This window comes from Sphingobacterium sp. UBA2480, from assembly GCF_002341965.1.
GTDB lineage: Bacteria > Bacteroidota > Bacteroidia > Sphingobacteriales > Sphingobacteriaceae > Sphingobacterium > Sphingobacterium multivorum.
The window spans coordinates 562,533-580,926 of record NZ_DDPA01000009.1 but is presented as its reverse complement, the minus strand read 5'-3'; the positions used below and the strand labels follow the sequence as shown (position 1 = coordinate 580,926).

General features: G+C 38.5%; 18 protein-coding genes. 9 read left to right on the top strand and 9 right to left on the bottom strand.

What is annotated here, in order from left to right; all coding sequences use genetic code 11:
• Positions 1 to 14 precede the first annotated feature (14 nt).
• Positions 15 to 2,714 carry a DNA ligase D gene (gene ligD, locus B3600_RS23005; protein WP_286754530.1) on the bottom strand — a complete coding sequence of 900 codons (2,700 nt, stop codon included), beginning with the start codon at positions 2,712 to 2,714 and terminating at the stop codon, positions 15 to 17.
• 329 nt (positions 2,715 to 3,043) lie between these two features.
• On the opposite strand from ligD, the gene B3600_RS23000 reads away from it, so the two are divergent.
• On the top strand, positions 3,044 to 3,832 hold the full coding sequence (locus B3600_RS23000) for a PhzF family phenazine biosynthesis protein (RefSeq protein WP_286754529.1): 789 nt from the start codon (positions 3,044 to 3,046) through the stop codon (positions 3,830 to 3,832).
• Positions 3,833 to 3,966: 134 nt separating this feature from the next.
• Positions 3,967 to 4,371, top strand: a complete 405-nt coding sequence (locus tag B3600_RS22995; RefSeq protein WP_286754528.1) for an NUDIX hydrolase — start codon at positions 3,967 to 3,969, stop codon at positions 4,369 to 4,371.
• 312 nt (positions 4,372 to 4,683) lie between these two features.
• Here B3600_RS22995 and B3600_RS22990 read toward each other — a convergent pair whose 3' ends face one another.
• Positions 4,684 to 6,324 (bottom strand): hypothetical protein, encoded by a 1,641-nt coding sequence (locus B3600_RS22990; protein ID WP_286754527.1) that lies wholly within the window; start codon positions 6,322 to 6,324, stop codon positions 4,684 to 4,686.
• Between the two features lie 372 nt (positions 6,325 to 6,696).
• Here B3600_RS22990 and B3600_RS22985 point away from each other — a divergent pair, with 372 nt between their 5' ends.
• From B3600_RS22985 to B3600_RS22965, 5 genes are all read left to right on the top strand, one after another.
• Positions 6,697 to 6,816 (top strand): chromate resistance protein ChrB domain-containing protein, encoded by a 120-nt coding sequence (locus B3600_RS22985; protein WP_286754526.1) that lies wholly within the window; start codon positions 6,697 to 6,699, stop codon positions 6,814 to 6,816.
• Entirely contained in the window at positions 6,791 to 7,540 is a 750-nt protein-coding gene (locus B3600_RS22980) for a chromate resistance protein ChrB domain-containing protein (protein ID WP_286754525.1), read from the top strand. Before B3600_RS22985 ends, B3600_RS22980 begins: the two co-directional genes overlap by 26 nt.
• A 79-nt stretch (positions 7,541 to 7,619) precedes the next feature.
• Entirely contained in the window at positions 7,620 to 8,144 is a 525-nt protein-coding gene (locus tag B3600_RS22975) for a hypothetical protein (RefSeq protein WP_286754524.1), read from the top strand.
• Between the two features lie 115 nt (positions 8,145 to 8,259).
• The gene (locus B3600_RS22970) at positions 8,260 to 9,246 is read left to right on the top strand and encodes a DUF1259 domain-containing protein (protein ID WP_286754523.1); all 987 of its coding nucleotides are present in this window, start codon (positions 8,260 to 8,262) and stop codon (positions 9,244 to 9,246) included.
• Positions 9,247 to 9,313: 67 nt separating this feature from the next.
• The gene (locus tag B3600_RS22965) at positions 9,314 to 9,784 is read left to right on the top strand and encodes a DinB family protein (protein WP_070568482.1); all 471 of its coding nucleotides are present in this window, start codon (positions 9,314 to 9,316) and stop codon (positions 9,782 to 9,784) included.
• 208 nt (positions 9,785 to 9,992) lie between these two features.
• On the opposite strand, the gene B3600_RS22960 is transcribed toward B3600_RS22965, so the two are convergent.
• The 6 genes from B3600_RS22960 to B3600_RS22935 form a co-directional block, all read right to left on the bottom strand.
• A complete protein-coding gene (locus B3600_RS22960; RefSeq protein WP_070568485.1) occupies positions 9,993 to 10,682 on the bottom strand; it encodes an MBL fold metallo-hydrolase in 690 nt (229 codons plus the stop codon).
• Between the two features lie 54 nt (positions 10,683 to 10,736).
• Entirely contained in the window at positions 10,737 to 11,324 is a 588-nt protein-coding gene (locus tag B3600_RS22955; protein WP_286754522.1) for a Crp/Fnr family transcriptional regulator, read from the bottom strand.
• 219 nt (positions 11,325 to 11,543) lie between these two features.
• Positions 11,544 to 13,133: an MFS transporter gene (locus tag B3600_RS22950; RefSeq protein ID WP_286754521.1), complete on the bottom strand. Its 1,590-nt coding sequence runs from the start codon at positions 13,131 to 13,133 to the stop codon at positions 11,544 to 11,546.
• A gap of 2 nt (positions 13,134 to 13,135) precedes the next feature.
• Positions 13,136 to 14,182, bottom strand: coding sequence for an HlyD family secretion protein (locus tag B3600_RS22945; RefSeq protein WP_286754520.1), 1,047 nt, complete (start codon positions 14,180 to 14,182; stop codon positions 13,136 to 13,138).
• A 10-nt stretch (positions 14,183 to 14,192) separates the two neighbouring features.
• The gene (locus tag B3600_RS22940; protein ID WP_286754519.1) at positions 14,193 to 15,527 is read right to left on the bottom strand and encodes a TolC family protein; all 1,335 of its coding nucleotides are present in this window, start codon (positions 15,525 to 15,527) and stop codon (positions 14,193 to 14,195) included.
• On the bottom strand, positions 15,514 to 15,765 hold the full coding sequence (locus tag B3600_RS22935) for a hypothetical protein (protein ID WP_286754518.1): 252 nt from the start codon (positions 15,763 to 15,765) through the stop codon (positions 15,514 to 15,516). Before B3600_RS22935 ends, B3600_RS22940 begins: the two co-directional genes overlap by 14 nt.
• A gap of 91 nt (positions 15,766 to 15,856) precedes the next feature.
• On the opposite strand from B3600_RS22935, the gene B3600_RS22930 reads away from it, so the two are divergent.
• Together B3600_RS22930 and B3600_RS22925 are read left to right on the top strand one after the other, a co-directional pair.
• Positions 15,857 to 16,636, top strand: coding sequence for an AraC family transcriptional regulator (locus tag B3600_RS22930; protein ID WP_112374816.1), 780 nt, complete (start codon positions 15,857 to 15,859; stop codon positions 16,634 to 16,636).
• Positions 16,637 to 16,882: 246 nt separating this feature from the next.
• On the top strand, positions 16,883 to 17,866 hold the full coding sequence (locus B3600_RS22925; protein WP_286754517.1) for a type I glyceraldehyde-3-phosphate dehydrogenase: 984 nt from the start codon (positions 16,883 to 16,885) through the stop codon (positions 17,864 to 17,866).
• Positions 17,867 to 17,991: 125 nt separating this feature from the next.
• Here the strand turns inward: B3600_RS22925 and B3600_RS22920 are convergent, their stop codons facing one another.
• On the bottom strand, positions 17,992 to 18,366 hold the full coding sequence (locus tag B3600_RS22920; protein ID WP_286754516.1) for a hypothetical protein: 375 nt from the start codon (positions 18,364 to 18,366) through the stop codon (positions 17,992 to 17,994).
• Positions 18,367 to 18,394 lie beyond the last annotated feature (28 nt).

The following is an 18,394-nucleotide window of genomic DNA, read 5'->3' as shown; positions in this document are numbered from 1 at the left end:
TTTAAAAATGAAATTTATTTATAATATTTATCCACTATACTTTTTAGGTTAATCCCTTTTCCCAATACAGGTTTAAAAATATCTCCTTCGCTCTGCATTCTTTCAATCGCATTTAAAATATGAAAATCGCTTATTTTTAACCCTTTTTTCACTTCGTCCCAATGAAGTGGCATAGACACTGTCGCTCCTGGCTTGGGGCGGACAGAATATGCGGCTGCAATGGTCGCATGTGGCCTGTTCTGCAAAAAATCAAGATACATTTTCCCTTTGCGGTCTTTTATGGACCGCTCTAGACTGGTGAATTTAGAAAGCTCATGATGGACTAGCGTGACAATTACCCGGGCAAACTCTTTAGATTGTTCGTAGGTATATTTGCCACCGAGCGGTATATAAATATGAAGCCCTGTAGAGCCACTGGTTTTGCAATAGCTAGTCGCCCCCATATCATCCAATATGCTCTTTGTGACCTGAGCAGCTTCAACAACCTGATCAAACGAATTTTTGTCCGGATCAAGGTCAATTATACAAAACGATGGATTTTCAGGCTTTTTAACCGTACTGCTCCAGGGGTTCATTTCAATGCAGCCAAGATTTGCCATATAGAGCAATGTGGCTTCGTCCTTGCCCACAAGATAATGACGGTCCTTTTCATCTGTTTCACTGTGGTAGAGATAGGTATCTGCCCATTCCGGTGCCGTATCAGTCACGTTCTTAAAATAAAAACCTTCGCCTTCAATGCCGTTCGGAAAACGGTTCATACTCTGTGGCCTATCCTTAAGATAGGGCAATATAAATGGAGCAGCCTGATAGTAATAATTGATGAGGTCTCTTTTGGTTATTCCCTCTTTCGGCCAAAACACCTTATCTAAATTGGTAAACTTTAGTTCATGGCCATTTACCTTTCTGACCTGGGTTTTATCGGTCGGATTTAATAGTGTTTTCCGCGGCCCTTTTACTCTGGGTGTAACAATTTTATCTTCCATATCGTCTACCATTTTTTCTGTAGGAGTTTCCTCCTCGAGAATTACTTTTTTGGCACTTTTATCTTCCCGCATTCCGTCAAACGAAGGATGCCGCATAATACCGTCGCTGGTTAATTCCGCAAAGCTCACCTCACAGACAAGTTCAGGTTTAAGCCATGTCACGGTAGCATGTGGCGGATTTGGCCTGAAACGCGAGGGCTTATTGACGTCGGGCTCTTCAGAAAAAGGTGCTTTATTAATAACAAGCGGTTTAAATAGCTTCATCATTTCTTTTTGAAGCTTAACATTAAAGCCAGTACCGACTTTTCCGGTGTAGATCAATTTTTTTCCTTCATAGACGCCTACAAGAAGGCTACTAAACTGCTTACTTGAATCATCATTCAGTGTATACCCGCCTATGACAACTTCCTGTCTTTTGTTTGCTTTAATTTTAAGCCAGTCCTTTGAACGATTATGGATATGATAGGTGCTATCTTTACGCTTCGCCATAATCCCTTCTAAACCAAGCTTTTTAGCTTCCTCCAGAAAATGTATTCCGGAAGTTTCAAAATGTTCACTGACCAGGATGCTGTTGCCTTTGGGAATGATTTCTTTTAAAATTGCCTTACGCTCGAGCAATGTTAGGTCTTTCAGGTCCTGTCCCTGATACCAAAGGATATCGAAAACGTAATAAACCAGATCGCCATCCGCTTCACTCCGCCAATTTTGGAGCGAGCCAAAATTGGCCGTGCCGTTTCCACCTAAAACAACAACTTCCCCATCCAAGATGGCATCTAATTTCAGCTCCTTCAATTGATCATAGATGGGATAGAATTTTTCATTAAAGCTCTTGTCATTACGGGATTTTAGTTCCACCTCACCTTTATTCATAAAAGCTACTGCGCGATATCCATCCCACTTGACTTCATAGATCCAGCCCTCATCATCAAAGGGTTTATCGACCAAGGTAGCGAGCATAGGCTCGATATGGGAATAGAATCTTTGTTTTGGCGCATTTTTTAAAAGTGCCTGAATATTCGTTTTCTTTTTGGAAGTCGCCGTAGGAACAGCTTCAAGCTGATCATTGATTAGCTCAGATGCTTTGTTTTTTGTTGAACGCTTATCTTTTACCGTACTGTCTTTTTTGATAATATGTTTACCATAAACCTGATCGGGTGATTTTTCCATCTGTGGAATTGTCTTGCCTGAGATCACTGATTTATCTTTTGTTGTAATATCTTTCTCACTGGCATATTTATCGTCTAGTTTCATGAGCAGCCACCCGTTATCTCCACGTCCGTGGGCTTTAACAAGAGCGAACTCTCCTTTTAACTTTTGACCATTGAGCTTAAATTTAAGCTTGCCGGAATAGAGCTGATGCAACAGGTCTTTTTCTTGTTTAGCTACTTCCTTAATGCCACTTTCAGCTGGCTCATACGTCCCTTCATCCCAGACGATCACGGTACCGCCACCGTATTGACCTTTGGGGATCACCCCTTCAAAGTCTCGGTAATCATAGGGATGATCTTCTACCATCATAGCGAGGCGCTTAATACTAGGATCCATAGAAGGTCCTTTTGGCACCGCCCAACTTTTCAGAACACCATCCATCTCAAGACGAAAGTCGTAATGTAAATGAGAGGCATCATGTTTCTGCACAACAAAGCGTAGTTCAGTCCCATTTGGCTGTCCCCCAAACGGTTCCGGGGTTTTCTCTTCAGAACGCTTTTCACGATATTTCGATAGTCCCATAGCTATTTATTTACTTTACCCCCATTTTCTCTATAACACAATAGTAGCATGAAAAAGGTTTAAAATATTTCCCTCAAAATGTTGTTCAACTGTTTATTACTATTCATCATTTTGCTTCACAATAACATCTGCTGTATTTCTACCTAATTACAGTTAGGAAAAATTTGAGCGAAAAAGAACATAATAATCTTTGGATTTGACAGCCCGGGACCTGTTCAAAGGGATTGTACAGCATCGGTTAATATAGCGTTTACTGTCAAATTCTGTAAACAATGAAGCTAATCTTCATGAATTGAATTAACTTTACAAACGACAGCAATTTATCCATCATGAAGTTAGAACTATATCAAATAGATTCCTTTACAGAAGAAATTTTCCGGGGAAACCCAGCCTGCGTGGTACCGTTAAAAGAGTGGTTACCCGATGAGACACTGTTTAAAATTACACGTGAAAATGCGGTGGCGGAAACGGCCTTTTTCATAGATAACGGTGATACAATCCATTTAAGATGGTTTACACCTGAAATTGAAATGGACCTATGTGGCCATGCAACCTTAGCGACCGTGCATTGCCTGGTTAAGCACCTAGACTATCAAAAAAGCAAAATTGTTTTTGAAACGCAAGTAGGTGAATTAACTGTTGATATAAAAGACGAAGTTTATTATATGGATTTTCCATCCAGAATGCCACAGCCTTCCGCACTGCCCGACGTTATTAAAAACTCGCTTAACATACAACCCAAAGAGATTTATAAATCAAGAGATTATGTTTTACTATACGAATCTGAGGAAGAGGTCAGAAACATCCACATTAACAGATCCATTTTTGATCTGATTAATCTTGATCCCGGAGGTGTGGTCGTCACAGCAACAGGAAACGACAGTGATTTTGTATCCAGATACTTTACACCACAATCAACGATCCTCGAAGATCCCGTTACTGGGTCTGCCTATTGTTCCCTTATTCCGTTTTGGGCATCAAGATTGGGCAAGGATACTCTTTTTTCCCGTCAGCTGTCTGAAAGAGAGGGGCAACTTTATTGCGAAAACAAAAACGATAGAGTGATCGTGGCCGGTAAGGCCCGTACCTATTCTCAGGGTTTCATTTGGATCGATTAACGATCATTGCTTTAGAAGTACATCGTTAAAATGCTGTAATAAGAATAAAAAAAAACTTTAATCCAAACAGGAAAAAGCGAAGTGATCATAGCTTGTTAACCGCTTACATCATTTTAATTCACTAAATTTATAATATGGACAATAAGGTTATAGATAAGGTCGCATTGATCAGCATTTCGAATAAAAAAGTGTTGACGGCACTTTCCAAATCAAAATCAAAGCTCTATTTGCCAGGAGGCAAAAGAGAACCTAATGAATCCGACATAGAATGTCTGAAGCGAGAAATTAAGGAAGAACTCAACGTTGAGGTCCAAGAAGATTCGATCCGTTATTTTGAGACCTTCCAAGCCCCGGCCGATGGCAAAGAGGCCGATGTAATCGTGAAGATGACCTGCTATTTTGCGGATTATTCGGGCACACTACAGGCAGCAAGTGAAATCGATTCATTTGAATGGATAACCCTCAGTGATGTTGGCAGAACCTCTGCCGTCGTCCGACTTATATTGGGAAAATTGAAAGAACTAGACCTGATCAACTAGTGCCAACCGGAGCTGCTGCGACTTTAATGTGCTTATGATAAATACCAAGGTGTTTGAAAGTTTGTGCATGGCTCAGTAAAACAGTGAGATAAAGACAAAAAACCTTGAGGGGGGATCTCAAGGTTTTTACTACCTGTTATTAACCTAATTTATGAAAAGTATTCTTATAACAACGGTTGATTTGCTTTCGTTTTATTTTTTGTAAAAAAAGGCGTAGTTAGCTTCTCGAACATGGTTTTACCTTCACCCCCCATGTCCCTTTAACAACGAAAAATAACATAAGCGAAAATTATATCCTGCGCGATGTTTTAATCATTCTACCGCAATAGTTTCTTGATGAATTATAGCCCCATAATGATCTCGCTTGACATATCTATATACTCCTTTCGGAAGGTCTACCTGTAGCGAATCCTTTTTAGAAAGTGACAAGTAAACTGGAATAGCTGTTTTATCCAATTGATATTCCTTTTCATGATAAATGTAAATGGCCGATGTGCCTGATTTGGTCGAATCAGTATTCGGTATACTATAGCTGCGGTTTAAATCTTTTGCTCCAATTACTATTTTATCGCTATTCAGATTATTTGATAAATACAAGTCATAACCATTCAATATCTTGCTCTCGATAACATATACCAAATCATTAACATCGTTAATTGATAAAAACTTAACTTGATTAATTGTGTAAGGGTCAATTTTGCTTAGTTTCTTAAAATATTGAGCCATACTTTTGATTTCTCCCATATCTCCTTCTTCAATATGTCCTCCGCCAGCTAATACGATAAGTTTAACTTGATTTTTTGTAACGATTTCACTTTTTCTAATCAGATTTTTAGCTTGCTGTAGATCTCTATTGATTGTGTTTTCAAAATCTTCATAGCCTATTACTTTTAAGCCGTAAATTCTTGCTGTTCTGATGAGATTCGCCATATTAGGATCCCTGGTGTAAAATCCGCTCTCAACGTTTGGAAATCCCAGCTTATTAATTCGGTCATCATCTTCGGATAGACCTTCTAAAGCAAGGACATTAAAGCCTTCTTTGTAAAGTTTTGGCAGTAAAAGATTGATTAACAAACGACAACGTGGTTGTAAATGATTCTCATTAAACATAACCACTCGATGTTCCTTAATTTTCTCTACCAGTTGGTCAATGGTAATAGCAGTTTTTTCGACTGACTGTTGTTCTTGTTTAGTTTCGTTATCATATTGAACACTTTCACCAAGAAACGAACGATATGATTTTAATAGCTCGTTGGCAAATTGGCTATCTTCATTTTGCAGAACAAGTTTTTCCAGCGTATCTCTTGTAGAGAAATAATTCGCATATCCCTTATCTTTAAAAATTGATTCAGCTAGATTATAATAATCTGGTTCTTGAACGGGCTTCTGCTCGACAAATTTCTCTCCGTAAGCCAAAGAATTGTAGGACGTTTTTATGCCATTTAAAACATCTTTAACACTTTCTTGCATATCGGTGATTTCCGTCCTAACTTCACTGACCAAAAGAAATGAATCTCTGTGGTATGGGATCGCTACACGACTTATTATATTATCTCTATTTTTCTGGATACTACGATAATAAACACATTTATACATAGACGTATCTGCAGTGAACTTTGAGACATCTAAAGAAGTTTCCAAACTGCCGACAAAATACATTGGATTTCTTGTCACATCATATGTACCCCAAAAAACAATATTTTTTGATGGAAATTTTATCTTTCTTTTTCGAAAAATAGACCTGACATCTTTTAAATCTAGATACCTAGATCCAAAGTTTGCGTTCCCATAGAAGTCAATCTTTAGTCCTAAAGAATCATTTGTCAATTGATTCATTGCCCCTGGAGAAACCTTATTTAAGTTAGCTATTGGTATATTTACTGTTGTGCAGCTCGAAAGAAAAAAAAAGAATACCAAAATCTTACAGTGTATACTAAGCTTGGTATGGATCATAATGATAAGATTTTGGTTTAAATATCTATTAGCTATGTTTTGAATGAAGCATTACCTCCCTCTTAATCTTTCAAAGCGTTTCACTCTAATATAATAAAACACACTAATAAAGAAAGTATTTTTTTAAAACAGAATAAAAAGACAACGTATTGCTATTATAATAAATGTATTAAAAAAATCTATAAAAATCTGGACGATCGATTAACCTCTATTTTGTTAAGCGATCGCCATACCATACTTTTTTTTGGAAAGCTATCGAACGATTGAAATTAAATTTTAAACAAGTAATTCAAGATTTAAATTAAATACTTCCCTTTGTTTTTACACAATAATTATTGATCTTAATCATAATATTTTGACGAAAAGAAAGATATGGATTGGATTACACGTGAAAGACCAAAGATCGATAGGATTGCTTGTCCATGGCTGATAAAGCGTTTTATAAATCCGGACGCAAAAATAATATATGCCCCCCCTAGATACGGTCTTTGAAATTGCTAAACAAACGAAGGCCATTCCGTTTGATATTCCTGGTGTAGAATACAGTCATTATGCAGACGAGTGTACATTTGACTATTTCCTTAAAAAACATGAATTAAACGATCCGGCATTAAAACGAATTGCTGCAATTGTTCGTAGTGCGGACACGGATAGACATGATTTAATGCCACAATCTGCAGGTCTCGAGGCGATTTTTTCAGGTCTAGCTTACAATATCAAGGACGACAATCAGCTTTTGGAGATCGGAATGGTCATTTATGACGGCCTTTATAGCTGGGCTCAACACCTCTACCGACTGAAACATAGCAATGAAGGGCCAACTGAGGTTTTGCTCCTTAAAATCTATCACGAACATTTAAATGATAAGCAAAAAGAAAAATCTCCAGAATGGACCGCATTATTGCGGGAAATGATACAGGATCAAATCGATACAAATACAACATTAAGCTTAAATCAACTTTCCGAAGAACTGGATATTAGTTCAAGCTATTTGTCACGCGAATTCTCAAAATATTTTGAAAACTTAAATTATGGTGAGTACATCCGTAAAAAAAGAATAGAAAAAGCTATTGAACTTATGTCTGACCGCTCAATTTCCCTTACTGAAATAGCCTATCTGACAGGTTTTTCTGATCAAAGTCATTTCACGCGCATTTTTAAAAAATTTACAGGAAGTAATCCTTCAGAATATAGGAGGAAATCTTTTAAAAAGTAAGGAATATACAAAATAGTAAAATTTATTCTATTTTGAGATGTTACGTATTGGTTATACTTGCTTTTATAAAGCAGATATTATGAAACCAAACCGATACCACTCCTCTTACCATAAAACTTTTTGTGCAGCGATCATTATTATACTCTTATCATCATTACATTTAAGAGCCCAACAACCGAGCAAACTGGTTGCTTATGTTGGTATAGTAAACCCCATTGCTTCCCTATCATCTGGTACGATAACGCCAAATTTTAAAGATAGCTATCAGGTAGGTATGCCGACAGGTATCAATATACTTAGAGAAGGACACTTGGGATTTTCACTGGAAATGGTTCCCTACATTAAAGTAGCATCCGGGAACAGCAAAATGAGCAATTTCTTGTTCCATCCGGGCGTATTATTTCCCATCGGAAAGGAATTCACATTTATCGCCAGGGCTGCATTTGAAACTTCCGGACGATATGGGCTTACACCGGTATTAAGCAAGGTCATAACACATGGTCAGGCTGGAAAACTTTTTCTAGCAACTCCCTTCCCAGTCCGATTTGGCAATGAACAAAAAATTTCTATTGCTGCTGCTTTTCAATTCGGATATATATTCTAAATCGAATCGTGATCGATTAAAATTCCCAAATGAACAACAATAGTGGTGTTCATTTGTTGCAAGGGATAGTTTATTGTTTATACGTAGTAATATTTTCAAAATATAATAGATCAGGATGAAAAATTTTAGAAACTTAACGTCACGCAGAACGCTATTGAAAATGGGATTGCTCCTAACAGGCAGCGGACTAGTTGGTCTTAAAACAGTTCGTGCGTTTTCTACGACCACGTCGAATACGCCTGATCTAACCGAGGCTGAAATCCAGGGAATTGAAAAGGCTTTAGGAAAGAAAGGAAAATATAATACAAAAGAAGTTACACATAATACCAGTTTTCCCCGTAATGATCTAGCTGTGACCGTCAAAGGTAAGGATGTTCCTATATCTTTTGGCTTTGGAGGATGGGCTGCGATAAAGAGGACCATGGATGGAAAGAGTGCTGTGCTTATGAGTGATTGTGTTCTACTTCAGGAAGAAGTAAATCCCCTTATTACTGCTGCCCTTGAATCAGGTCTGGAAGTTGGGGCAATCCATAATCATTTCTTTTATGAAGAACCCCGAATCTTTTATATGCACATCCACGGAATGGGGGAACCAGTCGAATTGGCTCAGAAATACGCAGCAGCTATCTCAAACACTAAGATAGCTGTTGGAAATCAACCAGCACCACTGAATCAAAAACAAGATCCCGGGGATAAGATATTTAATGTTACGGAATTAAATAAAATTATCGGTCATGAGGCCGCGATAAACGGCTCAACAATCAAATATACCGTAGGACGATCCGATTTAAAAATTATGGCAATGGGAGCCGAAATGACATCATCGATCGGTTTAAACAGTTGGGCGTCATTTACCGGATCCGAAAACGAAGCCTATATTGCGGGTGACATCGCAATGTTAGACCATGAGGTCAATCAAGTTATCAGTACTTTAAGAAAACACCTTATCGAAATTGTAGCAATCCACAACCATATGCTTGGAGATGATCCACACATGATCTTTCTTCATTACTTTGGAGTCGGTCCTTCTAGGGAGCTGGCACTAGCTTTCAGAGATGCACTTCTTGTACTCGGCAAAAAATCGCATTGGCATAATCATTAATCGAATTAATTGATCTATTCGCTCCAATAAGACTTTATTAAACTGATCTAGAATCTTAACCAATACGATGACAACTGAATTATTTGAATTTGAAATTTTAAAGGCTAGCAGAATCAGGTTATTACAAGTAATGGAAACAGTTGATAATACCATATTATTTAAAATTCCAGAGACCTTTAACAATAATATCGTCTGGCAAATTGGCCACTGTATCACTTCTCAGCAGCGGCATATGTACATGCGTAGTGGACTACCAATGCATATATCGCAGGAATTTATGGAAGCATTCAAAATTGGAACGGCACCACATACGTGGAAAAATACGCCAGACATTGATGAAATAAAACATCTATTGCTTTATACAGTAAACCAACTTAGTAAAGATTTAACATCAGGTATATTTGTTGAATACCAATCGTTCAGCTTACCAATTGGCTTCTCCATCAATAATCATATCCAAGCGCTTCAAGCCGCTAACTTTCACGAAGCCGAGCACAGCGGAATAATATTAAGTTACTTAAAACTTCTAAGGCAATAAGATTTTTCCAGTCTTTCTTTGGGACAGTTATGACAGTGGATACGATATCTTGATATGGCTTCAAGGCCAATCGATATTGAATCTACGAAGATATCCATTTTCAGGATGTTAATCTTTAGATAATCATCGCAAAAACTGGATTTCAAAAAAGAGTTTTATACTGTCTATTCATTTGTAATTCCCTACTTGACGAGTCTGTACTGGAAGTTTACGAATTAAACCACGATACACATTTGGCCGCAAATTGCTCAAACTTTCGATCCGTATTTCGCATGACCGGGCCATGACCAAAGCATATCATAGAAGGATTTAATCCTGCTAACTTTTGGAGCGATCTGATGTTTTGCTGTTGATCCGACGTGAATATTTTTGGAGGGAGCCCTAGGCCAGGCACTGTAGTGAGCAGGTTCATATTTGTAGCAGCATCCCCGATTATCAATACACCATCCCGCTCACGGAATAAAGAAATATGACCGGCTGAATGGCCTGGAGTTTCTATGACCCGAAAGTTTCCAATGCTATCATTTTCAACGAGTGTACCATCGACTTTGTGGCCCTGCCCCGCCCAGTATTTTTGTTGAAGTTTTGCTAACCAATGTTTGGGATTTGGATAGTCATTAGTTACCATACCTGTTTCAGTCCTAAAAATTTCATTTTCATGGCAAAGTAAAGGTATTTCAAATTCATCACATAGTTGATCACTACAGCCCTGATGGTCTGCATGGGCATGCGTAAGCACATGTTGATGGACGGGTATTTTCTGAAGGGCTCCCTTCACCGTATTATATGAACTGCGTATCCCACAATCAACCAACACACCCTCTACTATATAGCAGTTGATACTATTTCGTGGCATCAATGGTACATGAAAAACTTCTTGGGCAATTTGATGTAACATAGCTTTTTTTTGCAAAACTATGGCACTCTATAGAAATAAATAAGGACATTTGTCCTATAATACTTTGGCGCGATGTATTTGTCCCTTCGCTCTTGTAAGAGATCGCTGCGTGATGCCCAGATATGAGGCGAGGTCTTGTGTCGCTATGCGCTGAACGAGCTTTGGTTCATTCGAAAGAACATGATGATATTTATCGAGCGCTGACTTATTATTGTAATTCAGGAGGTATTGTTCCTTTTGGATATATTCCCGTTCCATCACAGCTTGTATAACCTTGTTCCAAGAAGTCACTCGACCAAGCAGATATTGATAGTCAGCATAGTTTATCCGATGAATTATACTATCTTCTACAGCCCTGATACTCCTTCTGGATTTTTCCTGAGCGACAAACTCTGGGAATGAAGTTACAAACTCGTTTTCAAATTTGAAACAGGTTATATTTTCTCTCCCCTCCTTGTCGACGGCATATGCTTTTACCGCACCACTGGATATAAATCCAATATGACGACAGGGTTCGTCCGCACGAATAAAAAAATCACCCTTTTTCAAATCGTGTGGTTTGAAGAACTGAACAGAAAAATTCACTTCGTCAGCTGACAGTGTTCCTATCGAGAATAGATATTTTATTAGTGCATCCGTCATATTATCATATTGTGTCTTCTATTGCTGTTCTTAAAAAGCTCGGGGTCCCATACCAAATCCTGCATGCAAAATTAACAATAATCGACTATTGAAAGAAGTTGCTCCCTTTGTTCGGATTTCTCCATTTACCTGTGTCATAATATGCGTATTTAAACGCCCGGATTCTTTTCGCATAGTTGGAGAATATTTCGCGATGATAATTTCTGAAATATCAATATCTTAATATGGAACATTTCCCTTTCTTAGTTTCAAAACAACATCTTGAATTTGAGGCAAGAGTACTAAAATAAGAATGACAAAAATTAAACCTGTTAACATCAGATCATAATAATCCCTAATAGCACGAGCCAATATCTGCTGACTTACCATCTGATTCAAGTAGCCTGAGGATACTATTTTGGACGTATATATATCGCTGCCTGCATTTGCGTATTGTTCCTGAATATCCAATAAGGTAATAGGCAACTGAAGGTTCGTCTCCGTGAGTGATTCCCGAACTTTTTCCCGTACGGATGATTTTGCAAATAATTGAAGTTCGTTGTTAAGCGCCAGACTAGCTGTAAATCCTATGAACCTTGAAAATATACCAATCAGAGCGGCATTGATGGCAATTTTGGAAGGTGCTGACGCGGCGGTAAATGAAACAATCGGAACAAACAACACCCCTGTTGCCGCGCCATACACAAACATAGGCAGAAGGAAGTCGGTTGTTTCACCCTGTACAGAAACAAATAGTATCATATAGGTATAATATACCGCCATCAACCCAAAACCAACAATAATCATCCTGATCAGGTTATACCCCATCAAGACAAATCGAGAAGTGATAAACATACTCAGTGTAGTTCCAGCAATTACAGCAATCCATACGGGAATGGTACTCAATGGATGGTTTCCTAAAATTACTTCAAGATAACCATAGGCTAGCCCAGTACTTCCTTTAAAAATATAAAAGGTAAAAAGAAGCAAAAGTCCAATAACGAAATTCTTTGCCCTAAAAATCTGTAAATTGATTAGTGGTCGCTTAAGTTTTAGTTCTCTGCTAATAAAAAGAGAAAGAATAATTACATTAACTAAACAAAGTGTGCTGATTAATGAACTATCAAACCATCCCAGTTGACGTCCGTACACAAGGATGTATCCTACGATCAAGATAAAAGACACATAAAATAAATAGCCGATCCAATCCACCTGATACAGTGGTATTTTTCTGGTAAACCTGGCCTTACCGTTCATGGTAAGTAAAACAACACTTGTCAGCATAATGACTACAATAACAAATCCGTAGAATATCCAGTTGAAGTCAAAGAAATAAAGGATGACACTGATATAGATGGAATAAAATGGCACCGCTATTTGTATACTGCCATAAAGGAGGCTATAAGCAATCACACGGGCACGTACAGACTGTAACCTTGGAAAAATAAGCTGTAACACAATGCCCGACATTAATGCACAGGTAATGCCCTGCAAAAACTGACAGAAAACAAATAATATCCAATCTCTGAAATAAAAACAAACCACAGCACATAGCACATTTACCCCAAGTGCCAGCAGTAGATATTCCCGTGGTGCGAAATACTTTACAATTCTAAAATCCAGCGCCAGGAAAGCTACGGTTGAACCATAGATAACGACCATACCATATTGTACATCGGTAGCTTGTATTCCGTAAAAGCCCATCGCGGCACCTGGACTTCCGTAAAAGGCAAAACTAAACAGACTCGTCATGAGAATAGCAAATATGACAGACCTTGCCATCCATTCGGATACCCAGGATTTAAAAATTGGTATTTTGTGTACTTGCATTGTTAATTTTTTAAAATGTAAACATTTGCGTTCATTCCGGCAGATAGCTTAGTTAATTTTTCGGGTATATCGATCAGTTTAATCCGAACAGGAATACGTTGGATGATTTTAACAAAATTACCGGTAGCATTATCTGGCGGAAGCAGCGAATACCGGGATCCTGTGGTTGGCGAAAGGGACTCGATAGTACCTTTGAATTCTTCATTCGGAAAAGCATCGACTTCAATAGATACCGCTTGACCGATTTTGAATTTCCCAATCTGTGTTTCCTTAAAATTTGCCATTACCCACTTTTCCTCGGCTCTGTTCACTAAGAATGCCAATGTCTGTCCGGGCTGTATCAGTTGTCCCGCCTGAATGGTCTTTTTCCCAATTTGTCCATCAAAAGGTGCTGTGATAACGGCATATCGAATATCCAACTCTTGCCTTTTGAGAAGTGCTTCTTTGATCTTTATTTCTGCCTTTATGGCATTGTGCTGTACCCTGAAATCATTTAATTTGGATTCAGCGACGTGTAAAGAAGCTTTGGTCTGGTTATAATCTGATTGGGTGATGGATAAAGTAGCACTGATGTTGTCGAATTTTTGTTGTGTGGTCGATTCGTCCGCCAGTAGATTTTTATAGCGGTCAAATTCTTTTTGCTGCTGGTTCAATCGTGCTTTAGCACCTTCCAACTGGGCCTTAATGACGGCAATGCTTTTAACCTGCGTTTCCTCGCTTGCTGCCAAGATCGGTAATTTGGCCTGCGCGCTCATGAGTTCTGCTGACGCAGCATCTCTCTTTAACCCGTACTCGTCCTGTTCGATCACTACAAGGGTATCGCCTTTTTTTACCTGCTGATTGTCCTTATAATATATTTTACGGATATAGCCCCCTACTTTTGCGTTTATCGGGGAAAGATAGGCATCAATCTGAGCGTCGTTGGTCTGTTCATAGCGATGTCCTTCGAAGAAATAAACAGCTGCCCAAATAATAATTCCCACGAAGAATGTGATACCGAGCCATTTGGTTAGGCTTACAACAATTTTATCTGTTTTATTTTTGTTCATGATATTTGTATTAAAGAATTCCGATAATTGCCAATAGCCTGATATGCTTAAGTTTAACGTTTGTTTGTGCTGTTGTCAGATTAAATTTAGCTTCCAACAAAGCATTTTCGGCTTCCAGAAGATCGGTCAGAAGGGATTCCTGGTTTAAGTAGCTACTTCTGATAACACGAGCAGTTTCGGCGGTTTTAATGATATTTTGCTCTGCTGTTTCCATGCTTTCCAAGGCCTGTTTTTGCTGTAAATAAGCCTCTTTTACCTCAAGGTAGATCTCCTCTTTTTTAATATTTGCTTTTTCTCTTGCCTCATTACTGATCGCTTGAGCATGAGCGATGGAATGCTTGCTTTTGTATAGATTATCAATAGGAAACTGGACTTTGATCCCGGTCTGACCAAATCCCCATAGATCATTCGAATATGGATAAAATGAAATCTGCGGATAGGTGTAATTGTAAGTTGAATACAAGGAGATTTTGGGTAACAGCGTCGCTTTTACCTGCTTGACGTTCATTTCGCTCAATTTGACAGCGCTATAGGCTATCTTGTATTCCGGCGATTTGTTAAATGCGATGTCTAGATAATCCTCATAACCACCTTGAGTGATAGCCTTTAACTCGATTGTATCTTGGTATTTTATTGCAAGCTCAGCATCATTTTCTTTCCCCATCAGGATATTGAGCCGTTGTTTAGCGATTTCAATCTTCTTCGCGATATCAGAAAGGCTGAGTTCCAGTTGCGCTAATTTCACGGAGGTTCTTAATACATCGCTCTTTAGCACGGTGCCATTTTTATGCAAGCTTGCTACCAGTGTCAATTGTTTTTTTTCGGCTTCAATTTCTGCAGCAAGAAAATCCTGGAAATGCAGAAACTTATACAGATCAAAGTAAACAGCTGCAACATTGTATTTTATGTTGTGTTTTTGCAGATCGACTTCATATTGTGTACGTATCGCTTCTTCCTTTTTCATGGCGATGTTTCTTTTGTCCTTACCACCATTGTAAAGATTGACGTTCAGGTTGTAACCCACGCTGTAACCATAACCTTTTACAGGCACATCCTGCGGAGAAGAAAATAATCCATTGTCATAGATCAGGAATTTGGAATTGAGTTTTGCATCTCCACCAACAAAAAGCTCAGGCAACAAACGATCTTTCGCTTCCAATATTTCCAAATTGCTCTGCTGAAGATGTAGATCGGATAGTTTCAGTTGACGGTTATTTGTTTCGGCTACTTTCCAAATTTCTTCCAAGCTTAATACCAGCTCATTAGCTATATTTTGAGCATAGACTGATTGTACAAATAGGGTTAACAATAAGCTCAAAATCGGGACTATTTTATATTGTTTCATCGGTTTTGTTTATATATTTCTTTCTTTTTACTAGCCATGGTTTTACAATCTTTTTCAATTCATCAAAAGCAAAAGTTAAATCTACCATTGGCATAAAAGCATAGTTATACCCATAAGCAAACCAGAAAATATGTGCACTGTCACTTCCTTCATCTGAATGATGTAATTTATTAGCAGACTTTTGGTCCTGTGTTTCAAGTTGAAAATCTTTGCGCGATGTTATGATTTTATGTTTCATAATGACTTTACTATTATTACATAGCAAAAGTATCAAGCATGGCGAAGTATCATTTTATATAATTAGCCTAATATTTGTTAAATTTGGCCATATGGAAATTCTGAGCCAAATCATACATATTGTTGATCAAAATCCTGATTCTATCCTGGTGATGCGACAGCAGACGGAACAACGTTTGCCTGCCCACCAGCATAAGAAGGCTCAGTTGTTATTGGTTTATGGGGGGATTGCTTATCTGCAGACTGACGAAAAGGATTTCTATATTCCCTCAAATCATTATATCTGGATACCAAAAAATTATCGGCACAACCTGATGTTCAACACCAAGGACCTGTCTATTATCAATATTTATTTTCCGGAGGAAAGTGTTGGTAATTTTTATGAGGAGTTGGGGATTTATCCGGTGAGTAAGCTGCTGGCAGAGATGCTTTCTTTTAGTGAGAAGTGGCAAGGTAATTATTACAAAGGTTCGTGGGAATTTGAATTTTTAATTACGCTAAAAGGCCTACTATCAAAAGAAAATCTCAAAAAATTCTCCATTCAACTTCCAACAACAGACGATCAAAGGCTCAATACCATAATCGACAGTTTTAGAAATAGGTTAAATGAAAATCTAAGCTTAGCAATGATTGCGCAGCAATCGGGAATGAGTGTTCGTAGTCTCACCAGACTATTCCAGCATAAACTGCACATTACATTTGTTCAGTATTTAAAAATGCTACGGATTATTAAGGCAATGGAATTAATCAACGATACAGATTTGAATATGACTGAGATTGCCTACGAAATTGGTTATTCAAATATAGCGGCTTTCAGCAATAACTTTTATCTGCTTACCAACATGAGACCTACGGAGTTTAAAATGAAGTAAGGAATAAAACTTTACAGTCCGCCTGTATTCCCTTTGATCTGCGCATTATGGTCAGAACTCTGTCATAGTTCAATACCGATAGGCCCATATCAACTGCAATCGCCCCCTAATCCTTGAAAACTAACGGGGTAACGGTAGCTAAAGCAAATTCTTGATCCATGTCAATCTTTTTTTTCGAGAAAAAAAAGAACTTAGTCTATATATAAAAACAAAAGAAATAATATAAACAGATTTAAAAGGAATAGGATGAAAAAGATAGCAATTAATGGATTTGGTCGCATCGGACGCGCTGCCTTAAAAATAATAACAGAAACTGCCGATCTTGAGGTCGTTGGAATTAATGATCTGATGAGTATTGAAAACGCCGCATATCTGCTTAAGTACGATAGTAACTATGGGAAATATGAAAAAGATGTGCGTATCGAAGGAGATACAATTGTGGTCGATGGAAAGGTGGTTAAATATACAAGTATCAGGGAGATTGAAAAGTTACCTTGGAAAGATATCCAAGCGGATATCGTTATAGAGAGTACGGGTATTTTCACGAACAAAGTGGACGCTGAAAAACATTTAACCTCTGGAGCAAAATTTGTCGTCATCTCGGGTCCTACCAAAGATACACCGACAGTGGTCCATGGGGTAAATACCGAAGATGGAAGGGTTTCTGTCTTTTCGTGCGCAAGCTGTACGACAAACAATATAAGTCCAGTAATCGAAATATTGGGCAGGAGACTGGGAATAAAAAAAGCCATACTAAATACCACACACGGTTATACAGCTTCACAGGCACTGGTCGACGCTCCATCAAAAAAAGAACCGCGTATGGGACGGGCTGCAGGCATTAACCTTGCCCCCGCGGCCACGGGGGCTGCAATAGCGACGACAAAAGCACTTCCGCAATACGCCGGAAAGTTTGACGGTATAGCTGTGAGGGTACCTGTTCCAGTAGGATCCATCTCCGATATTACGTTTATTGCAGAAAGGTCCACCACAATCGAAGAGATCAACCAAATCTTGATCGAAGAATCAAAAACTGATCGCTATAAAAAGGTGCTAACGGTAACCGACGAGCCCTTGGTATCTACCGATATTATCAAAAGTCCATTTGCAGCGACAGTAGATCTAGAAATGACTCGAGTTGTCGATGGCGATCTGGTAAAAGTGATGGCTTGGTACGACAACGAATGGGGATTTACCAACCAAATGATTAGACAAATTCAATCGATTTAGCGCAATAGCAACGAAAAACTTAACGTGCGAGGGGTTATCTAAAGGTTATATAGCCCCTTCTTAATACAATTTTATACTTCTTGCAGCCCAGTCAAATAAAGTAAGCAGCATGCGTATTCAAATATTCAACTTTTAAACAAATCTTTCATTTTGTTAAAGTCCTGCTTAGGTTTTTTACAGCGATAGATCGTTAGCAGCACCCAATCTTCGCTACTTGCATAGGGACTATATAATTTTCGCACAGGAACAACTTTTTCGAAAAAAGGACAAAAGAAATCGTCACTGGTATCGTTGTAACAAATGGCAATCGCCGTTTGGGGCATACGGCCTGTCGGTGCCCAGTTATAGAAGCTACCGTGATAACAAAAGGCGTTCGGAAGTCCATATGTACTCTTCATCAGTTCGACTGCACCCTCCTGCGAGTAATGTTTGCCCCAAATAAGACAACTTGCTTTTTCATTCGGGGGTAAACTGTCGTATACTGAGCGTAATTCATGCATACCCGTTTCCCATTTTTGCAGGTCCAAG